The sequence below is a fragment of the Pseudomonas sp. R5-89-07 genome (assembly GCF_003851685.1).
GTDB lineage: Bacteria > Pseudomonadota > Gammaproteobacteria > Pseudomonadales > Pseudomonadaceae > Aquipseudomonas.
The window spans coordinates 5,513,476-5,532,875 of record NZ_CP027727.1; the positions used below are offsets into that span (position 1 = coordinate 5,513,476).

18 protein-coding genes are annotated in these 19,400 nt (G+C 60.6%); 9 read left to right on the plus strand and 9 right to left on the minus strand.

Annotated features, from left to right (window positions below; genetic code table 11):
• The first annotated feature begins 26 nt into the window (after positions 1 to 26).
• The 6 genes from C4J94_RS25295 (at position 27) to C4J94_RS25320 (ending at position 8,811) form a co-directional block, all read left to right on the plus strand.
• The gene (locus tag C4J94_RS25295) at positions 27 to 917 is read left to right on the plus strand and encodes an alpha/beta fold hydrolase (RefSeq protein WP_124388533.1); all 891 of its coding nucleotides are present in this window, start codon (positions 27 to 29) and stop codon (positions 915 to 917) included.
• A 35-nt stretch (positions 918 to 952) separates the two neighbouring features.
• Entirely contained in the window at positions 953 to 2,380 is a 1,428-nt protein-coding gene (gene mdtD / locus C4J94_RS25300) for a multidrug transporter subunit MdtD (RefSeq protein ID WP_124388534.1), read from the plus strand.
• Between the two features lie 130 nt (positions 2,381 to 2,510).
• Positions 2,511 to 3,848 carry an ATP-dependent RNA helicase DbpA gene (gene dbpA / locus C4J94_RS25305; RefSeq protein ID WP_232964675.1) on the plus strand — a complete coding sequence of 446 codons (1,338 nt, stop codon included), beginning with the start codon at positions 2,511 to 2,513 and terminating at the stop codon, positions 3,846 to 3,848.
• Positions 3,849 to 4,005: 157 nt separating this feature from the next.
• Positions 4,006 to 5,184, plus strand: a complete 1,179-nt coding sequence (locus tag C4J94_RS25310; protein ID WP_124388535.1) for an NAD(P)/FAD-dependent oxidoreductase — start codon at positions 4,006 to 4,008, stop codon at positions 5,182 to 5,184.
• A 161-nt stretch (positions 5,185 to 5,345) separates the two neighbouring features.
• On the plus strand, positions 5,346 to 7,529 hold the full coding sequence (gene yccS / locus C4J94_RS25315) for a YccS family putative transporter (RefSeq protein WP_124388536.1): 2,184 nt from the start codon (positions 5,346 to 5,348) through the stop codon (positions 7,527 to 7,529).
• A 148-nt stretch (positions 7,530 to 7,677) separates the two neighbouring features.
• Positions 7,678 to 8,811 (plus strand): integrase core domain-containing protein, encoded by a 1,134-nt coding sequence (locus tag C4J94_RS25320; RefSeq protein ID WP_124388537.1) that lies wholly within the window; start codon positions 7,678 to 7,680, stop codon positions 8,809 to 8,811.
• Positions 8,812 to 8,878: 67 nt separating this feature from the next.
• On the opposite strand, the gene C4J94_RS25325 is transcribed toward C4J94_RS25320, so the two are convergent.
• A complete protein-coding gene (locus tag C4J94_RS25325; RefSeq protein WP_124388538.1) occupies positions 8,879 to 9,616 on the minus strand; it encodes an ABC transporter substrate-binding protein in 738 nt (245 codons plus the stop codon).
• A 198-nt stretch (positions 9,617 to 9,814) separates the two neighbouring features.
• Between C4J94_RS25325 and C4J94_RS25330 the strand changes: the two genes are divergently transcribed.
• On the plus strand, positions 9,815 to 10,267 hold the full coding sequence (locus tag C4J94_RS25330) for a GNAT family N-acetyltransferase (RefSeq protein ID WP_124388539.1): 453 nt from the start codon (positions 9,815 to 9,817) through the stop codon (positions 10,265 to 10,267).
• Between the two features lie 103 nt (positions 10,268 to 10,370).
• On the opposite strand, the gene C4J94_RS25335 is transcribed toward C4J94_RS25330, so the two are convergent.
• Genes C4J94_RS25335 through C4J94_RS25345 form a run of 3 tightly spaced genes read right to left on the minus strand, consistent with a single transcriptional unit; the run spans position 10,371 to position 13,330 of the window.
• The gene (locus C4J94_RS25335; protein ID WP_124388540.1) at positions 10,371 to 10,667 is read right to left on the minus strand and encodes a helix-turn-helix domain-containing protein; all 297 of its coding nucleotides are present in this window, start codon (positions 10,665 to 10,667) and stop codon (positions 10,371 to 10,373) included.
• A gap of 17 nt (positions 10,668 to 10,684) precedes the next feature.
• Positions 10,685 to 11,185 carry a M48 family metallopeptidase gene (locus C4J94_RS25340; RefSeq protein WP_124388541.1) on the minus strand — a complete coding sequence of 167 codons (501 nt, stop codon included), beginning with the start codon at positions 11,183 to 11,185 and terminating at the stop codon, positions 10,685 to 10,687.
• Positions 11,186 to 11,227: 42 nt separating this feature from the next.
• Positions 11,228 to 13,330, minus strand: a complete 2,103-nt coding sequence (locus C4J94_RS25345; RefSeq protein ID WP_124388542.1) for a bifunctional diguanylate cyclase/phosphodiesterase — start codon at positions 13,328 to 13,330, stop codon at positions 11,228 to 11,230.
• 312 nt (positions 13,331 to 13,642) lie between these two features.
• Here C4J94_RS25345 and C4J94_RS25350 point away from each other — a divergent pair, with 312 nt between their 5' ends.
• A complete protein-coding gene (locus C4J94_RS25350; RefSeq protein ID WP_124388543.1) occupies positions 13,643 to 14,308 on the plus strand; it encodes a polysaccharide lyase family 7 protein in 666 nt (221 codons plus the stop codon).
• A 491-nt stretch (positions 14,309 to 14,799) separates the two neighbouring features.
• Positions 14,800 to 15,093: a fructose-bisphosphate aldolase gene (locus tag C4J94_RS25360; RefSeq protein WP_124388545.1), complete on the plus strand. Its 294-nt coding sequence runs from the start codon at positions 14,800 to 14,802 to the stop codon at positions 15,091 to 15,093.
• A gap of 60 nt (positions 15,094 to 15,153) precedes the next feature.
• Here C4J94_RS25360 and fba read toward each other — a convergent pair whose 3' ends face one another.
• The 5 genes from fba to epd all read right to left on the minus strand — a co-directional run bounded on the left by fba (position 15,154) and on the right by epd (position 19,377).
• Positions 15,154 to 16,218, minus strand: a complete 1,065-nt coding sequence (fba, locus tag C4J94_RS25365; protein ID WP_124388546.1) for a class II fructose-bisphosphate aldolase — start codon at positions 16,216 to 16,218, stop codon at positions 15,154 to 15,156.
• Positions 16,219 to 16,488: 270 nt separating this feature from the next.
• Positions 16,489 to 16,821 carry an MliC family protein gene (locus C4J94_RS25370; protein WP_124388547.1) on the minus strand — a complete coding sequence of 111 codons (333 nt, stop codon included), beginning with the start codon at positions 16,819 to 16,821 and terminating at the stop codon, positions 16,489 to 16,491.
• A 60-nt stretch (positions 16,822 to 16,881) separates the two neighbouring features.
• Positions 16,882 to 17,109: a hypothetical protein gene (locus C4J94_RS25375; RefSeq protein ID WP_124388548.1), complete on the minus strand. Its 228-nt coding sequence runs from the start codon at positions 17,107 to 17,109 to the stop codon at positions 16,882 to 16,884.
• Positions 17,110 to 17,140: 31 nt separating this feature from the next.
• Positions 17,141 to 18,304 (minus strand): phosphoglycerate kinase, encoded by a 1,164-nt coding sequence (locus tag C4J94_RS25380; RefSeq protein WP_124388549.1) that lies wholly within the window; start codon positions 18,302 to 18,304, stop codon positions 17,141 to 17,143.
• 17 nt (positions 18,305 to 18,321) lie between these two features.
• A complete protein-coding gene (epd, locus tag C4J94_RS25385; protein WP_124388550.1) occupies positions 18,322 to 19,377 on the minus strand; it encodes an erythrose-4-phosphate dehydrogenase in 1,056 nt (351 codons plus the stop codon).
• Positions 19,378 to 19,400 lie beyond the last annotated feature (23 nt).

Below are 19,400 nucleotides of genomic sequence, written 5' to 3' on the forward strand. Positions count from 1 at the left end.
ACCGCCACGCCACAGGGAGTGCTGCGATGAACCGAGGAAGTGTCGTCCTACAGAAACTGTACAAACACTACAACGTCCACGTAGAACGACTGGGCAACGACCCGCACAGAAAAACCGTGCTGATGGTCAACGGCGCGCTGGCCACCACACGCTCTTTTGCTCGCACCAGCAAATGCCTGGCCGAGCATTTCAATGTGCTGCTGTTCGACCTGCCCTTTTCCGGCTATTCCCGCGAGCACAACACCGACCTCGAGCTGGTGACCAAGGATGACGAAGTGCAGATGCTGCGAGCGCTGGTGCAGCGCTTTGCGGTCAACCATCTGGTCTCGGCCTCGTGGGGAGGCATCTCCACGCTGCTGACCCTGGCCCATAACCCGCCGTCCATCGAAAGCTCGGTGGTGATGGCCCTGGCGCCCAACCTCAACCCGGCGATGCTTGAGTATGTGGAGCGCGTACGCGTGTTGATCGAGGCCGATGACAAATCCGCCGTCGGCCACCTGCTCAACGAGACGGTCGGGAAATACCTGTCGCCGCGCCTCAAGCGCAACAACCACCACCACCTGTCGAACATGGCCACCACCGAGTATCGCCAGGCGCGCTTTCATATCCATCAGGTGCTGGCGCTGGGTGATGGTAACTACTTGCCGGCGCTCCGGCAGATTGAAACGCCGGTGCACTTTCTCAACGGTGCGCTGGACGAATACACCCCCGCCGCCGATGCCCGCTTGTTCAGCCAATACGTGGGGCGCAGCAGCTTCACCGTGGCCGAACACACCGGCCATCTGCTCGACCTGGAATCGCGCGAGGCGGCGCTGGCGGTGCATCGCGCCTTGCTGGATTTTTTGGTCGGCGAGCACGCTTCAATGTCGGATTTAGACGAACAGCCAGTGGGAAAAGGGGCGACGAATGGCGCATAATCGCCAACACATAGCCTGCTAACAAAAGGGTTCCCATGCCGAATCGTGCCCCTCTCGACGCCAAGACCGCCCGCTGGCTACCCTGGGTGGTAGCGATTGCCTTCTTCATGCAGTCGCTGGACGGGACGATCCTCAACACGGCACTGCCGGCCATGGCCCGGGACCTGGCGGAAAACCCGCTGCGCATGCAGGGCGTAGTGATCGCCTACATGCTCACCGTCGCCTTGCTGATTCCAGCATCCGGCTGGATCGCCGACCGCTTCGGCACCAAGAAAATCTTCTTTGGCGCGATCCTGCTGTTCAGCATCGGGTCGTTGCTGTGCGCGCTGTCCAGCAGCTTGAGCATGCTGGTGGGTGCGCGAATTATTCAGGGCCTGGGCGGGGCGCTGATGCTACCGGTCGGGCGCCTGGTGGTGCTGCGCGCCTATCCCCGGTCGGAGCTGGTGCGGATCATGGGCTTCATCACCATCCCCGGCCTGCTCGGCCCGTTGCTCGGCCCGACCATGGGCGGCTGGATGGTGCAATACCTGACCTGGCACTGGATCTTCCTGATCAACCTGCCGGTGGGCATGATCGGTTGTTATGCCGTATGGAAGTTCATCCCCGACCTGCGCGGCAGCGAGCGCACACGCTTCGATGGCCTGGGCTTTGTGCTGTTCGGCGCAGCCATGGTACTGATCACCATTGCCATGGAGGGCCTGGGCGAACTGCACTTGCCGCACCTGCGGGTGATGTTGCTGCTGTTCGGTGGCTTGGCGTGCCTGGCGGCGTACTGGCTGCGCGCCGGGCATGTCGATAACCCGCTGTTCTCGCCGGTACTGTTCAAGACCCGCACCTTTGCCGTGGGCATTCTCGGCAACCTGTTCGCGCGCCTGGGCAGTGGCGCCCTGCCGTTTCTGGTGCCGTTGCTGTTGCAGGTGGCGCTGGGTTATTCGCCGTCGGAAGCCGGCATGAGCATGCTGCCGCTCGCGGCGGCGGCGATGTTTGCCAAGTCCATCGCCCGCCCGTTGATCGAGCGCCTGGGTTATCGGGTGGTACTCACCGGAAATACCCTGGCCCTGGGTGCCATGCTGGCGAGCATGGGCCTGGTCAGCGAACAGACGCCCTACCCCGTGCTGCTGGGCATGCTTGCGGTGCTGGGGGCGATCAATTCGCTGCAATTTACGGCGATGAACACCGTGACGCTGATCGACCTCGACGACGCCCAGGCCAGCAGCGGCAACAGTTTGCTGTCGGTGGTGGCGCAATTGTCCCTGAGCCTGGGCGTGGCCTGCGCCGGTGCGCTGCTCGGCGGGTTCACCTTGGAGACCGGCAATGACGGGGTGAGCACGGTACTGGGCGCGTTCCAGCTGACGTTCCTCACGGTGGGCATCATGGCCATGCTGGCGGCGGCGATCTTCCTGCAACTGTCGCCAAAAGACGGCAAGCGGGTGGTCAGCCGCGAGCACGACCTGGAGCATTAACCGGCGGCTCGTCTAGAACTTGCGGGGAAAATCCCACGAGACTGGTACACTGCGCGACATTTTGTTTTGCAGAGCCAGTCCCGTGACCACCATCGCCACCGCTTTTAATACTTTGCCCCTGTCCGCCGCCATGCTGGCTAACCTCGACTCGCTGGGTTATGTCGAGATGACGCAGATCCAGGCGCAGAGCTTGCCGGTGATCCTCAAGGGACTGGACCTGATCGCACAGGCCAAGACCGGCAGCGGCAAAACCGCCGCCTTCGGTATCGGCCTGCTGAACCCGATCAACCCGCGCTACTTCGGCTGCCAGGCCCTGGTGATGTGCCCGACCCGCGAGCTGGCCGACCAAGTGGCCAAGGAAATCCGCCGCCTGGCCCGCGCCGAAGACAACATCAAGGTGCTGACCCTGTGCGGCGGCGTGTCCCTAGGCCCGCAGATCGCTTCCCTCGAGCACGGCGCCCACGTGATTGTCGGCACCCCGGGCCGCATCCAGCAGCACCTGCGCAAGGGCTCGCTGGTACTGGACGGTTTGAACACGCTGATTCTCGATGAAGCCGACCGCATGCTCGACATGGGCTTCTACGACGCCATCGAAGACATCATCAGCAAGACCCCGCCACGCCGCCAGACCCTGCTGTTCTCGGCCACCTACCCGGTGAGCATCAAGCAGCTGGCCTCCAAGTTCATGCGCGCACCGCAACAGGTGAAAGCCGAAGCGTTCCACTCCGACGACCAGATCGAGCAGCGTTTCTATGAGATCTCGCCGGAAGAGCGCATGGACGCGGTGACCAAGGTGCTGGCGCATTTCCGCCCGGCGTCGTGCGTGGCGTTCTGCTTTACCAAGCAGCAAGTACAGGAAACCGTGGATCATCTGACCGCCAAAGGCATCTCCGCCGTTGGCCTGCATGGCGACCTGGAGCAGCGCGACCGTGACCAGGTGCTGGCCATGTTCGCCAACCGCAGCACCTCGGTGCTGGTGGCCACCGACGTGGCCGCCCGTGGCCTGGACATCGACGCGCTGGACATGGTGATCAACGTCGAACTGGCCCGCGACTCGGAAATCCATATCCACCGCGTAGGCCGTACCGGTCGTGCGGGTGAAACCGGCATCGCCATCAGCCTGGTGGCGCCGTCCGAAGCGCACCGTGCCCAAGCCATCGAGCAACTGCAGAAGTCGCCCCTGAACTGGGACCAGTTGGACAACCTCAAGCCGCAAAGCGGTGGCCCGCTGCTGCCACAGATGAGCACCCTGTGCATCGCGGCAGGGCGTAAAGACAAGGTTCGCCCAGGCGACATCCTGGGTGCACTGACCGGTGAAGCCGGCATTCCGGGTGCCCAGGTCGGCAAGATCGCGATCTTTGACTTCCAGGCCTTCGTCGCCGTGGAACGCGGGATCGCCAAACAGGCGTTGCAGCGCTTGAACGACGGCAAGATCAAGGGTCGTTCGTTGCGCGTGCGGATCCTGTAAGGACCTGCGATCCAACGGAGATCCAATGTGGGAGGGGGCTTGCCCCCGATGGCGGCCTGTCAGTTGGAATATTTCTGACTGACACACCGCAATCGGGGGCAAGCCCCCTCCCACATTGGACTGTATTTCAATTCAGAATTTGTATGAGGACACTGTTTTGCGCTCGACCGAAGTTGTGATCATTGGCGCCGGCGCCGCAGGCTTGATGTGCGCGCTGACCGCCGCCGGGCGCGGGCGCGAGGTGATGTTGATCGACCATGCGAACAAGGCCGGCAAAAAGATCCTCATGTCCGGTGGCGGGCGCTGCAATTTCACCAACCTGTACACTGAGCCCGCCAACTTCCTCTCGCACAACGCGCACTTCTGCAAGTCGGCCCTGGCGCGCTATACCCAGTGGGATTTCATCGGGCTGGTGGCCAAGCACGGCGTGCCGTACCACGAAAAGAAACTCGGCCAGTTGTTCTGCGATAACAAGTCCAGCGACATCCTCGGCATGCTGCTCGATGAGTGCATCCAGACCGGTGTGAGCCTGCACCTGGACACGTCCATCCAGGCAATCGCCAAACACGACGGCGGTTATCAGTTGCAGACCACCCTGGGTGAGCTGCGCTGCGAGTCCCTGGTGATTGCCACGGGCGGCTTGTCGATCCCGACCCTGGGCGCCACCGGTTTCGGTTACCAGGTGGCCAGGCAGTTCGGCCATGAACTGTTGCCGACCCGCGCGGGCCTGGTGCCGTTCACCATCACCGATCAGCTCAAGGACCTGTGCGGCGAGCTGTCCGGCACCTCGGTGGATTGCCTGGTCAGCTGCAACGGCCAGAGCTTTCGCGAGAACATCCTGTTTACCCATCGTGGCCTGAGTGGGCCGGCGATCCTGCAGATCTCCTCCTACTGGGAACCCGGCGACACGCTGGAAATCAACCTGCTGCCCGACCACGACGCCCACACCTGGCTGCAACAGCAACAGGCCGAGCGCCCCAATAGCGAGCTGAAAACCCTGCTGGGCGAGATCTTCACCAAGAAAATGGCCAACCTGCTGGCGGACACCTGGTTTGCGTCCAAGCCGATGAAGCAGTACACCCATGCCGAAATTGCCGACATCGCTTCGATGCTCGGCAGCTGGCAACTGGTACCGGCAGGCACGGAGGGCTATCGCACCGCGGAGGTGACGCTGGGCGGAGTGGATACGCGCGAAGTGTCTTCCAAGACCATGGAGTCGCTGAAAAGCCCTGGGCTGTACTTTATCGGTGAAGTGCTGGACGTGACCGGGCACTTGGGTGGGTTCAATTTCCAGTGGGCGTGGGCTTCAGGCTACGCCGCAGCGCAGTACGTCTGACACAACACGGTTAAAAAATGTGGGAGGGGGCTTGCCCCCTCCCACATTGTGTTGTGCAGTGAGCCAGGGAAATTTTTTGCGCAGCGATGTGATCACCACCCTTGCCGTGGCGTCCTTGATAGCTCAATTTAGCGACACCGTCCCGGAAGACTCCAGACTTCATGTCATCGACCTCGTTCAAGCAGTCCCTGCGACGCCTGTGGGCACTGGATAAATTCAGCTACAGCATTCGGGTATTCATCGCCCTTACCGGCAGCATGGCGTTGTGCTGGTATCAGGATGAAATGACGTTGTTGATTCCGCTGTTCCTGGGGATTATCGCCAGCGCCCTGGCCGAGACCGATGACAGTTGGCAAGGCCGTCTCAACGCCCTGGCGGTGACGCTGGTGTGCTTCAGCATTGCCGCGCTGTCGGTGGAGCTGCTGTTCCCTTACCCCTGGATTTTCGCAGTCTCCCTGGCCCTGGCCACGTTTGGCCTGACCATGCTCGGCGCGCTCGGCGAACGCTATGGCGCGATTGCCTCGGCCACCCTGATCCTGTCGGTCTATACCATGATCGGCGTGGACCAGCGCGGCGGTGCCGTCAGTGATTTTTGGCACGAACCGCTGCTGCTGGTGGCGGGCGCGGCCTGGTACGGCGTGCTGTCGGTGCTGTGGCAGGCGCTGTTTTCCAACCAACCGGTGCAGCAGAGCCTGGCGCGGTTGTTCCGCGAGCTGGGGCGCTATCTCAAGCTCAAGTCATCGCTGTTCGAGCCGATCCGCCAGTTGGATGTGCAAGCGCGGCGCCTGGAATTGGCCCAGCAGAATGGCCGGGTCGTCGCCGCCCTGAATGCCGCCAAGGAAATCATCCTGCACCGCGTCGGCAACGGCCGACCGGGCTCCAAGGTCAGCCGTTACCTGAAGCTGTACTTCCTGGCCCAGGACATCCACGAACGCGCCAGTTCGTCCCACTACCCCTACAACGCCCTGGCCGAGGCCTTCTTCCACAGCGACGTGCTGTTCCGCTGCCAACGCCTGCTGCGCCAGCAAGGCAAGGCCTGCCAGTCCCTGGCCGAGTCGATCCAACTGCGCCAGCCGTTCATTTATGACGACAGCTTCGCCGAAGCGCTGGGTGATCTGAACGCCTCCCTGGAACACCTGCGTATCCAGAGCAACCCGGCCTGGCGCGGCTTGCTGCGCTCGTTGCGCGCCCTGGCTGCCAACTTGTCCACTCTCGACCGGTTGCTGGGCGACGCGAGCAACCCCGACGCCCTGGCCGACGCCACCGACAGCAACCTGCTGGACCGCGCCCCACGCAACCTCAAGGAAATGTGGACGCGCCTGCGCACCCAGCTCACGCCCACCTCGCTGCTGTTTCGTCACGCCCTGCGCCTGTCCCTGGCGCTGACCGTGGGCTACGCCACCCTGCATGCCATCCACGCCTCCCAGGGCTACTGGATCATCCTCACCACGCTCTTTGTGTGCCAACCCAACTACGGTGCGACGCGCCGCAAGCTCGGCCAGCGGATCATCGGCACCGCCATCGGCCTGACGGTGGCATGGGCGCTATTCGATCTGTTTCCAAGCCCGGTGGTGCAGTCGATGTTCGCCATCGCCGCTGGCCTGGTGTTCTTTATCAACCGCACCACGCGCTACACCCTGGCCACGGCGGCGATCACCTTGATGGTGCTGTTCTGCTTCAACCAGGTGGGCGATGGCTACGGGCTGTTCCTGCCACGCCTGTTCGATACCCTGCTTGGCAGCCTGATCGCGGGCCTGGCGGTGTTCCTGTTCCTGCCTGACTGGCAAGGTCGGCGCCTGAACAAGGTGCTGGCCAACACCCTGACCTGCAACAGCATCTACCTGCGCCAGATCATGCAGCAGTACGCCGCCGGCAAGAGCGACGACCTGGCCTACCGCCTGGCCCGGCGCAACGCGCACAACGCCGATGCAGCACTGTCCACCACCCTGGCCAATATGCTGATGGAGCCTGGGCATTTCCGTAAGGAGGCCGATGTTGGCTTCAGGTTCCTGGTGTTGTCGCACACCCTGCTCAGCTATTTGTCGGGCCTTGGCGCACACCGCGACACCCAGCTGCCGGCCGAAGTGCGTGAGCAGCTGATCGAAGAGGCAGGCAACAGCCTGGCGGCGAGCATTGATGAAATCGCCACGGGTCTTGCCAACAAGCAGCCGATTGCGATCCAGAGTGATGACGAGGAAGCGCTGGCGGCGCAGCTTGAGCAGATGCCGGATGAGATCGATGAGGGCCAGCGGCTGGTGCAAACGCAACTGGCGTTGATCTGTCGGCAGTTGGGGCCGTTGCGGACGTTGGCGGCGCATCTGATCAAGGATACCGGTGCGGCTTAGGCCGCTATCGGGGGCAAGCCCCCTCCCACAGTGACTGCATTCCAATGTGGGAGGGGGCTTGCCCCGGTACAAACCGGGGACATCGTTTACATTTCTAACCGGGGACATGGTTTACAGGTTAATACGCATGATCAGGAGGTAACTGATCATGCCCTGGAACCAAGAGTCTCCGATGAATCAACGAATCAGACTGGTCGGCAACTACACCAAAAGCCAGTTGGCACGTCGCTTTGACGTTAGTCGGCCTACGGTCGACAAATGGATTGCCCGGCACAACGGTGATTTAAAGTCCTTATCCGAGCTGTCCCGACGACCTCACAACAGCCCAAATAAAACCGACGACGAGATTTTGGCTCGTGTGGTGGCGATGAAGGAGGCCCACGATAAATGGGGGCCTAAGAAGCTTCTCGAACTATTACGGCTTGAAGATCTTTCCGTCGCCTGGCCTTCTCCAAGTACAGCGGGCCAGTGGCTTGATCGGCTTGGGCTCGTCAACAAACGACGTTTCAAGCGCCGGCACAGTATTTCCCAGGCAGAAATGCGAGAGGCCAACGAACCTAACGAGACTTGGTGCGCTGATTACAAAGGGCAATTCAAGATGTTTGACGCGCAGATGTGCTTCCCTTTGACCGTTACAGACCACGCGTCCCGGATGATTCTGGCGTGCAGGGCCCATCCCCAGATCAAGACCCAGCCAGTAAAGCAAGCATTTGAAAGGCTTTTTCAGGAGTACGGCATGCCGGAAGTTATCCGTTCGGACAACGGGGTTCCGTTCGCTTCTCCGGGTCTGGCAAGAATGTCCACATTGGCAGTTTGGTGGATTCGTCTGGGCATCTATCCGGAGCGCACCATGCCAGGAAGACCCGCCCAGAATGGTCGCCATGAGCGAATGCACCGTAGTTTGAAACTTGAGCTGCCCATAGGGAAAAACTTAGTCGAGCAGCAGCTTTTGCTGGAGCATTTCAGGCATGAGTTCAATTACGTACGCCCTCATGAAGCCCTCGGCATGAAACGTCCGGGAGACCTATATGTGCCGTCTACCCGACTTTACCCAGGCTGTTTGCCCGATGTGGAGCATCCCGCAGAAATGAGGGTTCGCAGCGTCAGACAGGACGGATCGATCAAATGGAACGGCAAGTTGTTATTTGTCAGCGAGGCACTATCTGGGGAAAGGATAGGACTCAAAGAAGTTGAAGATGATGTTTGGGATTTGTACCTGTGTGATTATCCCCTGGGGAGGCTTGGGCGAGGTATGACCCGCGTCCAGGCCTCAAATGTGTAAACGATGTCCCCGGTTTCAGATGTAAACGATGTCTACGGTTCTACACCCCGATTGGCCCGCAAGAGCGCTACATCCCATGCGCCTTGAGCAATTTTGCATAACTGCCGTCCTCCTTCATCCTGGCAATCTCCCGATCAAAGCCGGCCACAATCTGCGCATGCTCGGGGTTCTTCAGGCTGACCAGAATATGCAGGCTGTTCTCGCTCAGCGGCTTGCCCAGGAACTCCACGGCATTGCGCACCCTGGGCGACTCCCGCGCCAGGTAGTAACGCGCCACGAACTCATCCTCCACTGTCAGCCGCACCCGTTTCGCCACCAGCATACGCACGGCCATGGCGAAGCTATGCACCGGGACTTTCTGTAGCTGCGCATCCTGGTCGAACGCTGCCGAATAGGCATAGCCGCGCACCACGGCGATGCTTTCGTCGTGCAACTGTTCCAGGGCCTGATAATCGATAGCGTCGTCACGGCGCTTGATAAAGCGCACACGGTTGACCAGATAGGGCGCGGAAAACTGGCCCAGCTGCGTGCGCGCATCGTCGTACCAGGCGTTGACCAGCACGTCGTAGTGCCCATCCCCCACGCCCTTCAGTGCGCGCGCCCAAGGCACCTGCTCAAAATCGCTGGCGTACCCGGCCCGAGCCAGCGCGGTGCTGACGATATCCGTAGCCAGCCCGCCGTTGACCAGGGTGACGTCGGTGAACGGCGGCCAGCCATCCGCTACCAAACGCAAACGCTGCGCCCATACCGGTTGAACCAGCAACAACACGGCGATCAAAGCAACGGCACGAGCATATCGCGGCATGCTGAAAGTCCTTGGCGGCAGGCGATGGCCTGATAACAGTAGCTCATCAATGAGCACGCATTGCTTATTACACAAACAAGTCAGGCGCGCATGCACTCAATGATGGCAAATTGACGCCATTCACAAAATAGCCGGTTTTAGACAGCGGCGCCCGTCGCGCTTACTATCCCTGCCAAGCCTTTGCAAAGAGCGCACATCATGACGGTCGATTGGGTCTGCAAACATCACGACGATTTAGGTAAAGAACAGCTTTACGCCCTCCTGCGCCTGCGCGGCGAGGTGTTCGTCGTTGAACAGAAATGCGTTTACCAGGACATTGACGGGCAAGACCTGTCAGGTGATACCCACCATTTGATGGCCTGGAAGGACAATGAACTGGTGGCCTATCTGCGCCTGCTGGACCCGGAGTCACAGGGCGGCGACGTGGTGATCGGCCGGGTGATCGTCGCGCCATCGGCACGCGGCAGCGGATTGGGGCATTTGATGATGGAAGAAACCCTCAAGCAGATCGAGGATATCTGGCCCGAGACACCGATTTTTCTTTCGGCCCAGGCGCATTTGCAGGGGTATTACGGGCGGTATGGGTTTGTGGTGGCCGGAGAGGAATACCTGGAAGACGACATTCCGCATATTGGTATGCGGCGGGCTTGAGGGCCTCATCGGGGGCAAGCCCCCTCCCACACTTGATGTGTGAATACATTCAAATGTGGGAGGGGGCTTGCCCCCGATGGCGTCAGCCCATCCACCGCAGACCTCACGGATAACCCAACACCTGCTTGATCGCCGCAAGATTCGCCTCGATCCACCGCCGATCAATCGCACCCCAGTCACGAATCCGATAACGCCCGGCATGGTTACGGGCACCGTCTTCCTGCTCGAATTCGCACACGATATCCAGGTCGGCCAATGCCGCAATCGTGTCCTGCGCCGTGCGCCGGGGCATGCCGGTGGCGTCGGTCAATGCCGGGACGCTGCTGGCCAGCTCGCTGTCGATCAAATAAGCCACATACAGACGGCGGTAAAAGCTGCTCTTGGTTTTGCTCACATCCATGGTCAATCGCCTTGTGATTAGGGCTTGCCCTGCAAATCGCGCCAGGTGAGGTACACGCGCAGGTCGAACTCCACCTGATGGTAGCCCGGCATCATGTGTTCGCAGAGTTTATAGAACGCCTTGTTGTGGTCCGATTCCTTGAAGTGCGCCAGCTCGTGCACCACGATCATGCGCAGAAACTCCGGGGCCGCTTCCTTGAACAGCGCGGCGATACGGATCTCTTTCTTGGACTTGAGGTTGCCGCCCTGCACCCGCGAAATCGTAGTGTGCAAACCCAGGGCGCGGTGGGTGAGGTCCAGGCGGTTATCGAACAGCACCTTGTCAATCGACGGTGCATTGCGCAGGTGTTCCTGCTTCAAGGCCAGGGCATAGCTGTACAGGGCTTTGTCGCTCTGCACGGCGTGCCGCTCGGGATAACGCTGCTCCAGGTAGGCACCCAACTGCTGCTTGGCGATCAGTTGGCGTACTTGTTCCTGAAGGGCAGCGGGATAGGCCTGGAGGTATTTCAATGCGGTCATGATGTCTGCAACAGGGTTCGGACGGGCGCCAGTGTAGCGAATTCAAAGCGTGTGGGGGTGTGACCAACCGACCACGTCCTCGGCCATCAGCGGCGCCGCCGCCCAGGCGCCCTGGATGAACGAGCAACCATTGGCCTTGAGCCACTGTGACTGCTCCAGGGTTTCCACGCCCTCCGCAATCACCAGTACATCAAAATGCCCGCACAGCTCGATGATGCTGCGCGCCATCACCGCATCCCGCGCCGAGCCCGGCAGACGGGCCACTAATTGCGGATCAAGCTTGAGGGTGTCGAACGCCAGGTCGCGCAAATGGGCAAGTGAACAGCGACCGCAGCCAAAGTCATCCAGGGCGATACGCACCCCAAGCTCACGCAACAGCTTGAGTTGCTTGGTCGATTCCTCAAGGTTGCTCATCAGGCAGTCTTCACCGATTTCCACTTCCAATTGCCGCCCCTGTAAACCGTGTCGTTCGAGCACCTGGCGCAGTTGACTGGCCAGGTTAGGCATATTGAACTGGCTGCTGCTCAGGCTCACGCTCAGCACCAACTCGTCATCGAAAGCCGCCTGCCAGGCCTGGCGCTGGGCGGCGACCTGCTGGTAAATCCAAGTGCTCAACTGGCTGATCAAACGCGCCTCTTCAAGCAACGGCAAAAACAAACCCGGCGGCACATCGCCAACGCTCGGGTGCTGCCAGCGCAGCAACGCCTCAACCCCGCGCAAGCGTCCATCCTCCAGCGACACCTGAGGCTGGTAGACCAGCGTGAACTCCTTGTTTTGGATCGCGCTGCGCACACTGTCTTCCAACATCAGGCGTGAGCGCGCTCGGCCGTTCATTTCCTGGTCGTAATAGCGATACTGCTGACGTCCAGCGCGCTTGGCTTCGTACATGGCGATGTCCGCCGCGCGCAACAGGCCGTTGAGGTCCGAGCCACAGTCCGGGAAGGTCGCAATACCGATGCTGGCCCCCAGCATCACGTCCAAACCGTCGACCTGCTGGCACACAGACACCCGCTCGATCAGCTTTTCCGCAATCTTCGCCGCCTGCTCCGGGAACTCCAGCTCCAGCAACGCGGTGAATTCATCCCCGCCCATGCGCCCCAGAATGTCGTAGGAGCGCAGACACGCCTGCATCTGCTCAGACACCCAGCGCAGCACGCGATCACCGGCGTCATGGCCCAGGGTGTCGTTGACGCGTTTGAAACCATCCAGGTCCAGGTACAGCAACACCAGCGACTGCTCGTTACGTTCGCTGCGCAACAACATGTTTTCCACGGTCTGGTGGAAGCCCCGACGATTGAGCAGCCCGGTCAACGGATCGGTTACCGCCTGGAACTCCAACTGCTGGTGCAAATGACGCACCTCGGACATGTCCAGCACCGTCACCACCATTGCCTTCTGCTCGGCGGGCAAGGGCGCGCAGGACAACGCCACCGGCACCTGCTGACCGCGGCTGGTGCGCAAAATGGCGTCGTGCAAACGCCACGTTTCGCCTTTGCGATAGGCCTCGTACATCGGGAACCCCAGCCAGGCTGGCACATGGGGTTTTTGCAGGAAACTCAGGAAGCTCTCGCCCTGCAACTCCGCCATCGTGGCATTGAGCAACCTTGAGATAGCGGGGTTGGCGTACTGAATCACGCTGCCCTCGCCCACCACCAGAATGCCTTCGGCGGCGTTGTCCAATACCGAGGCATTGAAGGCTCGAGCGGCCTCCAGGTCATGGCTCAAACGCTGCAGGGCGCGGCGATCACGCTGATGCTCCAACAACGCCTGCACCTTGGGCTTGAGGATATGCGGGTCGAACGGTTTGAACAGGTAGTCGATCGCACCGCTGGCGTAGCCTTTGAGCACTGCGTCGGAGGACTGCGCATCGGCCGTGAGAAAGATGATCGGCGTCATGCTCGTACGCTGGCTGCCACGCATCAGGCGTGCCACCTCGAAGCCATCCATACCGGGCATGCGCACGTCCAGCAACACCAGATCGACGTCGTGAACCAGCAGCAATTCAAGGGCTTCCAGACCAGAAGCGGCGGTGATGACTCGCCAGTCTTGGCGCTGCAACACCGCACGCATGCTGACAAGGTTTTCCGGATAGTCGTCGACCACCAAGAGAACTGAACCGTCGCCGAGGTTTGGAGCGCAATCCATGCTACGTCTCTTCCTTAAGGAACTGCACCGGTCGCTTCGGGTACTTAAAACCGGACAAATAATGAGGCCTCACTCTAGCCCCGGTTATAAAAAAGCAGAAGTAACCTCGGTGCCATCATTGCGCCAAAGCCTGGGAAGCCGACTAACGGTCAGGCTCTGCAGCCCACGCCCCACGGGCAATATGGCTTTTTGGCATTCTTCTGACGCCAATAAATTGCCAACCGGTATTTAACAATTTGGTTAACACCCCCTATAAAGAACCTGTGCAGCCCTCGGGCTAAAGCTTTCACCCCTCGCCATAAGGCCAACACCATGATCGACCTTTCCACCTGGAACCTGAGCATTCCGGTCGGCTCTCCGCCCACGACCATCGAAACCTCAAAGCTGCTCAGCGGCTTCAATGACCAGTATTTCCAGGCCGAAGGCAGCGATGTGCAGTTCTGGACACCCGTGACCGGCACTCGCACCGAAAATGCCATCTATCCACGCAGCGAATTGCGCGAAACCTATGCCGACGGTCGCTTGCGCAACTGGACCTACCCCGAGGCCGACAACTTCCTGCGCGCCACCTTGACGGTCCATCAAGTGCCTTCCAGCGGCAAGATCGTGATCGGCCAGATCCACGCCTACGACAGCCAGAAACCGCTGATCAAGCTGGAGTACCAATTCAAGGAAAAAACCCAGACCGGCAACATCGTCGCCAAGGTGCGCATGCGCCCGGACGAAGCTGAAAGCCAGGTGATCACCGTTGCCTCCAACGTGCCGCTGGAGAAAAGCTTCACCTATGTGATCAACCTCAACAAAGCCGGGCTACTGAGCGTGTATGCCGCAGACAGCGAGTGGAACGAACGCATCGGCGCGGCCTGGGGCGACAAGCCGCTGTACTTCAAGGCGGGGGTGTATGTGCAGGACAACAGTGGGGACAGTAATGAAGGGGCAAGGGTGACGTTTGCCAAGCTGGATATTGATCACGAGTAACGGATTGGCCTCAATGCGAGTAGGCAATGTCCGATGAGCGCGAGGATCATTCCCCGATAAGTCCAGACGCTTGAATCCCCTGTGGGAGGGGGCTTGCCCCCGATAGCGGTGGGCCAGCCGCCAACTGTATATGCTGACACACCGCAATCGGGGGCAAGCCCCCTCCCACATTTGGATCGCGTAGCCTGAGCGTGCAATGCTCGTCCTACAGCACCGTTGCGGCCGGCCAAACCGGCGCTTATAGTTCGCCCCGTCGCTGGCTGAACAGCGATAGGGTTTCGCAGCCCTAACGATACGTGTGTAACCAAGCATCATGAATACAACGATGAGCGCTTCGGCGCCCGTCGTCTGTTTTATGGTGGCTGTGTGTGGGAGACCTTCGGGTCTGCCGGGTTCCTCGTATCCTCGGTCTGCGAACCCGCACACAGCTACCACCCATTCGTTTCGCAGCGAACGGCGGTAGTCCTTTTCAGATACGAGGAATATTTGCCATGACGCCACACCTACCGCCGCGCCGCTTCACCCCCTGCACCGAAACCGCCACCGATTACCCCGTGCTCCTGATCGACAGCGACGCTCCACTGCTCGACCTCCACGCCTGCCTGCGCGAGCGCCTCAACGCCGCCCTCGAACACCTCAACCTCATGGCCTGCTCCAGCCTGCCGGACTTCGCCGAGCGCGACCTGAACCATGTGGCCAATACGGCGCGCATTCTGGTGCAGGATGTCAGTGATGTGTTCCGCGTGATTGAGCACCGTGGTTTCGATACGCCTCACGCCGCCTGATCAAACCCGAGGCAAAAAGAAGCCCGCATCGCTGCGGGCTTCTTTTTAAACGCCTGAGGCTCAGTTGACCTTAGCGTTCAACTCACCCTTCAAATACCGCTGATACATCGCTTCCAACGAGATCGGCTTGATCTTCGAAGCATTGCCCGCAGTACCGAACGCCTCATAACGCGCAATACACACATCACGCATCGCGGTCACGGTGGCGCCGAAGAATTTGCGCGGGTCGAACTCGCTCGGGTTGGTTGCCATCAGGCGACGCATCGCACCGGTGGAGGCCAGACGCAGGTCGGTGTCGATGTTGACCTTGCGCACGCCGTGCTTGATGCCTTCGACGATTTCTTCAACCGGTACGCCGTAGGTTTCTTTGATGTCGCCGCCGTACTGGTTGATGATCGCCAGCCACTCCTGCGGTACCGAGGAAGAACCGTGCATCACCAGGTGGGTGTTGGGGATGCGTTTGTGGATTTCCTTGATGCGGTCGATGGCCAGCACGTCACCGGTCGGTGGCTTGGTGAATTTGTAGGCGCCGTGGCTGGTGCCGATGGCGATGGCCAGGGCGTCCACTTGGGTCTTCTTGACGAAGTCGGCGGCTTCTTCCGGGTCGGTCAGCATCTGGCTGTGATCCAGCACGCCTTCGGCGCCGATGCCGTCTTCTTCGCCGGCCATGCCGGTTTCCAGGGAGCCCAGGCAGCCCAGCTCGCCTTCAACCGATACGCCGCAGGCGTGAGCCATGGCCACGGTTTGCTGGGTAACATGTACGTTGTATTCGTAGTCGGTCGGGGTCTTGCCGTCTTCGCCGAGGGAGCCGTCCATCATCACCGAGCTGAAGCCCAGCTGGATGGAGCGCTGGCACACGTCAGGGCTGGTGCCGTGGTCCTGGTGCATGCACACCGGGATGTGCGGAAACTCTTCGATGGCCGCGAGGATAAGATGGCGCAGGAACGGCGCGCCGGCGTATTTGCGGGCACCGGCCGAAGCCTGGACGATCACTGGGGAGTCGGTCTTGTCAGCGGCTTCCATGATGGCGCGCATCTGCTCAAGGTTGTTGACGTTAAAGGCTGGGACGCCGTAGCCGAACTCGGCTGCGTGGTCCAGCATTTGACGCATGCTGATAAGTGCCATTGTGTTGTCTCTCCCGGTCGAGGGTCGTTAATCGTGCAAGCCTGCCGTAGCGGCGGCTGCTATTCAAGTTATTGCAGATCAAGGGGTTGAGCCTTGTGCTGCTGAATCGTTATTGCTGATGTAGCCGACTCAAATTCCACGTTGAAACCGAATCAATGTGGGAGGGGGCTTGCCCCCGATAGCGGCCATCCTGACACCCATGTGCCGGCTGACCCACTGCAATCGGGGGCGAGCCCCCTCCCACATTTGGATCTCATCTCATGACAGATCTCAGTTGGCCTTACAGCCACGCCCGATCAAATCATCCGTGGCCGTCCAGTAAATCAGGCCTTCCTCGCCTTTTGTGTGAAACGCCAATTGGTCGTTGGCATACAGCACACCCGAAGCGGCAACGTCCTGTTTAAGGCGATAAACCTGATCAGAACCGCCGAGGCGTACATCCACTTCAGTGCGGGCCGCATTGGCAAAACGCCAGTTGACCTCGGCCTTGCTGTCGCAGGTCCAGGTCGTCCATTTGCCTTCCGGCTCTGCCTTGTTGAACATGTTCATGCTGCTGCAACCGGCCAACAAGGCCAGTGCTGCCAGGGCGATAACGCCTTTCATTGCCAATCCTCGCAGGGCGACCTCGGGCCGCCGTTGCTGTGGGTTAGTGGATCAGACCCGTCAAGGGCAACCCTGTTCCTGACCGTTGGGCGCGGAGTCGTATTTCTCCAACCGTTCATTGCCGATGCGCTTGTTGATCACCGGCATGGTCTCGGCTTGCCAGTCAGCCTGGTAGCAGCTTTTTTTCAGCGGCGCCGAGGCTTTATCCGCCTCCGGTGCCGCGTTTGGCGTGCTGCCGCAGCCGGCCAGCAGGCCCACTGCAATCACCAGTGCCAACGACTTGATCATGGGATGCTCCTTTTTCCTGATCACGCGCGCCTTAACCTTTGGCTCGGGTTTCCAGCACTTCCACGGCCGGCAGTACCTTGCCCTCGACGAACTCGAGGAACGCACCGCCACCGGTAGAAATGTAGGAGATCTGGTCAGCAACGCCATATTTATCGATAGCCGCCAGGGTGTCGCCGCCGCCGGCGATGGAGAACGCCGAGCTTTCAGCAATGGCGTTGGCCAGCACTTTTGTACCGTTGCCGAACTGGTCGAACTCGAATACGCCGACCGGGCCGTTCCACAGGATGGTCTGCGAAGCTTTCAGCAGCTCAGCGAAGTTGGCCGCGGTTTGCGGACCGATATCCAGAATCATGTCGTCGGCGGCCACGTCAGCGATGAGCTTGACGGTGGCTGCGGCGCTTTCCGCGAATTCCTTGGCAACGACCACGTCCACCGGCAATGGCACGCTGACTTTGGCGGCGATGGCGCGGGCGGTGTCGAGCAGGTCCGGCTCGTACAGGGACTTGCCCACCGGGTGGCCGGCGGCAGCCAGGAAGGTGTTGGCAATGCCGCCGCCGACGATCAACTGGTTGCAGATCTGGCTCAGGCTGTTGAGTACGTCCAGCTTGGTGGAGACCTTGGAGCCGGCCACGATGGCCGCCATGGGTTGTGCCGGAGCGCCCAGGGCCTTGCCCAGTGCATCCAGCTCAGCCGCCAGCAGCGGGCCGGCGGCAGCGACCTTGGCGAACTTGGCCACGCCATGGGTCGAACCTTCGGCGCGGTGAGCGGTGCCAAAGGCGTCCATCACGAACACATCGCACAGCGCAGCGTATTGCTGGGCCAGCTCGTCACTGTTCTTTTTCTCGCCCTTGTTGAAGCGCACGTTTTCGAACAGCACGATGTCGCCGGCTTTCACCTCGACGCCGCCCAGGTAGTCCGCCACCAACGGCACTTCGCGGCCCAAGGCCTTGCTCAGGTAATCGGCCACCGGCTTGAGGCTGTTTTCGGCGGAGAACTCACCTTCGGTCGGGCGACCCAGGTGGGAGCAGACCATCACGGCCGCGCCTTTTTCCAGGGCCAGCTTGATGGTCGGCAGCGAGGCCAGGATTCGCGCATCGCTGGTGACAACACCGTCCTTGACTGGGACGTTGAGGTCTTCGCGAATCAGTACGCGCTTACCTTGCAGATCGAGGTCGGACATCTTCAACACGGTCATGGGTCGCAGTTCCTGAATTACTGTTGAGGTTGTTTTGAAGCCACTTGCAGATAGTGTTCTGCAACGTCGAGCATTCGGTTGGCAAAGCCCCATTCGTTGTCGAACCAGGCCAGGATGTTCACCAGCCTCGGGCCGGAAACGCGGGTCTGGCTGGCATCGACAATCGCCGAATGCGGGTCGTGGTTGAAATCGCAGCTGGCGTGGGGCAACTCGGTGTAGGCCAGCAAGCCTTTGAGCGGGCCGCTGGTGGCGGCGTCGCGCAGGATCCGATTGACCTCCACGGCATCGGTGTCGCTCACGGTTTGCATGGTGATGTCCAGACAGGACACGTTCACCGTCGGCACCCGTACCGCTTTGGCCTGGATTCGCCCGGCAAGTTCCGGCAGCAATCGCTCGATGCCACGCGCCAGGCCGGTAGACACCGGAATCACTGACTGGAACGCCGAGCGCGTGCGGCGCAGGTCTTCGTGATGATAGGCGTCGATCACCGGTTGGTCGTTCATGGCCGAGTGAATCGTGGTGATCGACACGTAGTCCAGGCCGATCGCCTGGTCCAGCAGGCGCAACAGCGGCACGCTGCAGTTGGTGGTGCAGGAGGCGTTGGACACCAGCAGCTCATCGCCGGTCAGGCAATCCTGGTTGATGCCATAAACGATGGTGGCGTCCACATCCGCCTCGCTGGCCATCGGCTGGGAAAACAGCACACGCGGCGCGCCGGCATCGAGAAAACGCTGGCCGTCGGCACGGGTGTTGTAGACGCCGGAGCACTCCAGCACCAGGTCGACGCCCAGCGCTTTCCAGTCGATGCCTTCTGGGGTGGCACTGCGCAAGACTTGCACGCAGCTGCCCTTAATATGCAGACAATCGCCTTCGACCCGCACTTCGCCGGGGAAACGGCCGTGGGTGGAGTCAAAACGTGTCAGGTATTCGATGCTGGCCATGTCCGCCAGATCGTTGATCGCAACAATTTCAAACCCGGCCGCCGCCCCTCGCTCGAACAGAGCACGCAAGACGCAACGACCAATGCGGCCGTAGCCGTTGAGTGCAACTTTGTAGGGACGCGGTTGGGGCATGGGGTTCTCGATCAAGGTGAGTT

What these genes read in the sequence shown, in the direction of transcription:
- C4J94_RS25330 (WP_124388539.1), top strand. Translation starts at nt 9,815, where the DNA reads ATGACGGTCGATTGGGTCTGCAAACATCACGACGATTTAGGTAAAGAA.
- yccS (WP_124388536.1), top strand. Translation starts at nt 5,346, where the DNA reads ATGTCATCGACCTCGTTCAAGCAGTCCCTGCGACGCCTGTGGGCACTG.
- C4J94_RS25360 (WP_124388545.1), top strand. Translation starts at nt 14,800, where the DNA reads ATGACGCCACACCTACCGCCGCGCCGCTTCACCCCCTGCACCGAAACC.
- fba (WP_124388546.1), bottom strand. Translation starts at nt 16,218, where the DNA reads ATGGCACTTATCAGCATGCGTCAAATGCTGGACCACGCAGCCGAGTTC.
- C4J94_RS25350 (WP_124388543.1), top strand. Translation starts at nt 13,643, where the DNA reads ATGATCGACCTTTCCACCTGGAACCTGAGCATTCCGGTCGGCTCTCCG.
- C4J94_RS25335 (WP_124388540.1), bottom strand. Translation starts at nt 10,667, where the DNA reads ATGGATGTGAGCAAAACCAAGAGCAGCTTTTACCGCCGTCTGTATGTG.
- C4J94_RS25325 (WP_124388538.1), bottom strand. Translation starts at nt 9,616, where the DNA reads ATGCCGCGATATGCTCGTGCCGTTGCTTTGATCGCCGTGTTGTTGCTG.
- C4J94_RS25295 (WP_124388533.1), top strand. Translation starts at nt 27, where the DNA reads ATGAACCGAGGAAGTGTCGTCCTACAGAAACTGTACAAACACTACAAC.
- C4J94_RS25345 (WP_124388542.1), bottom strand. Translation starts at nt 13,330, where the DNA reads ATGGATTGCGCTCCAAACCTCGGCGACGGTTCAGTTCTCTTGGTGGTC.
- C4J94_RS25320 (WP_124388537.1), top strand. Translation starts at nt 7,678, where the DNA reads ATGCCCTGGAACCAAGAGTCTCCGATGAATCAACGAATCAGACTGGTC.
- mdtD (WP_124388534.1), top strand. Translation starts at nt 953, where the DNA reads ATGCCGAATCGTGCCCCTCTCGACGCCAAGACCGCCCGCTGGCTACCC.
- dbpA (WP_232964675.1), top strand. Translation starts at nt 2,511, where the DNA reads ATGCTGGCTAACCTCGACTCGCTGGGTTATGTCGAGATGACGCAGATC.
- C4J94_RS25375 (WP_124388548.1), bottom strand. Translation starts at nt 17,109, where the DNA reads ATGATCAAGTCGTTGGCACTGGTGATTGCAGTGGGCCTGCTGGCCGGC.
- C4J94_RS25340 (WP_124388541.1), bottom strand. Translation starts at nt 11,185, where the DNA reads ATGACCGCATTGAAATACCTCCAGGCCTATCCCGCTGCCCTTCAGGAA.
- C4J94_RS25380 (WP_124388549.1), bottom strand. Translation starts at nt 18,304, where the DNA reads ATGACCGTGTTGAAGATGTCCGACCTCGATCTGCAAGGTAAGCGCGTA.
- epd (WP_124388550.1), bottom strand. Translation starts at nt 19,377, where the DNA reads ATGCCCCAACCGCGTCCCTACAAAGTTGCACTCAACGGCTACGGCCGC.
- C4J94_RS25370 (WP_124388547.1), bottom strand. Translation starts at nt 16,821, where the DNA reads ATGAAAGGCGTTATCGCCCTGGCAGCACTGGCCTTGTTGGCCGGTTGC.